This is a genomic window from Massilia sp. TWR1-2-2, assembly GCF_049897565.1.
In the GTDB taxonomy this organism is placed as follows: Bacteria; Pseudomonadota; Gammaproteobacteria; order Burkholderiales; family Burkholderiaceae_D; genus JAFCUW01.
Genome location: NZ_JAFCWM010000118.1, coordinates 1 through 533, shown reverse-complemented (window position 1 = coordinate 533; position 533 = coordinate 1). Strand labels below are relative to the sequence as shown.

Genomic DNA, 533 nt, shown 5'->3' with positions numbered 1-533 from the left:
AGAATCAAAAATTCACACTGCAGGCCGCGCTTCTAAATTGATGTCAAGTGTTTTTGTGTCTACGTTGAAAATAAACCATCTAACTGCACATTAAATGCTAACTTGGGTGGATTGGGGGCTGATCCCGGGCTGTGTGCTCAAAGACGACGAAAATTATGCACATCGGCTCGTGATTTACGCTCGACGCTTGCTTCCCACACTCGGTAACCCTCATGCAGTTGCGCTTCACTTCGCTCACTGTGGTCAGCTCGCGACGGGACTTTCACCCGCAGGAGTGCGCCCATGCTGGGCGCACCCGTGAAAAAAGCCCCTGCAATCAGGGGCCTCCATTGTCGGGTTGCGCGTTGCTGCGCGATGCTGCCGATCAGGCAATCATTCCCACTCCATTATCAACAACATTATCAAGCATTTGTTCTTAACAGGCTGTTGAAAAATCCCGCCGCCCTGTCAACGGGACGGCGGGGGTATACGTTGTGTAATGAGAACAACTTTCCCCTTCGAAACTATGCGCAAGACCGACGTCACCCAGCACG

Annotated in this window: 1 protein-coding gene; it reads left to right on the top strand. The window is 52.0% G+C overall.

Going from position 1 to position 533, the window contains the following annotated elements:
• Positions 1–282: 282 nt before the first annotated feature.
• Positions 283–533, top strand: a 251-nt coding sequence (locus ACP7DD_RS26650; protein WP_426178425.1) for a hypothetical protein, incomplete at its 3' end; no start/stop codon positions are given.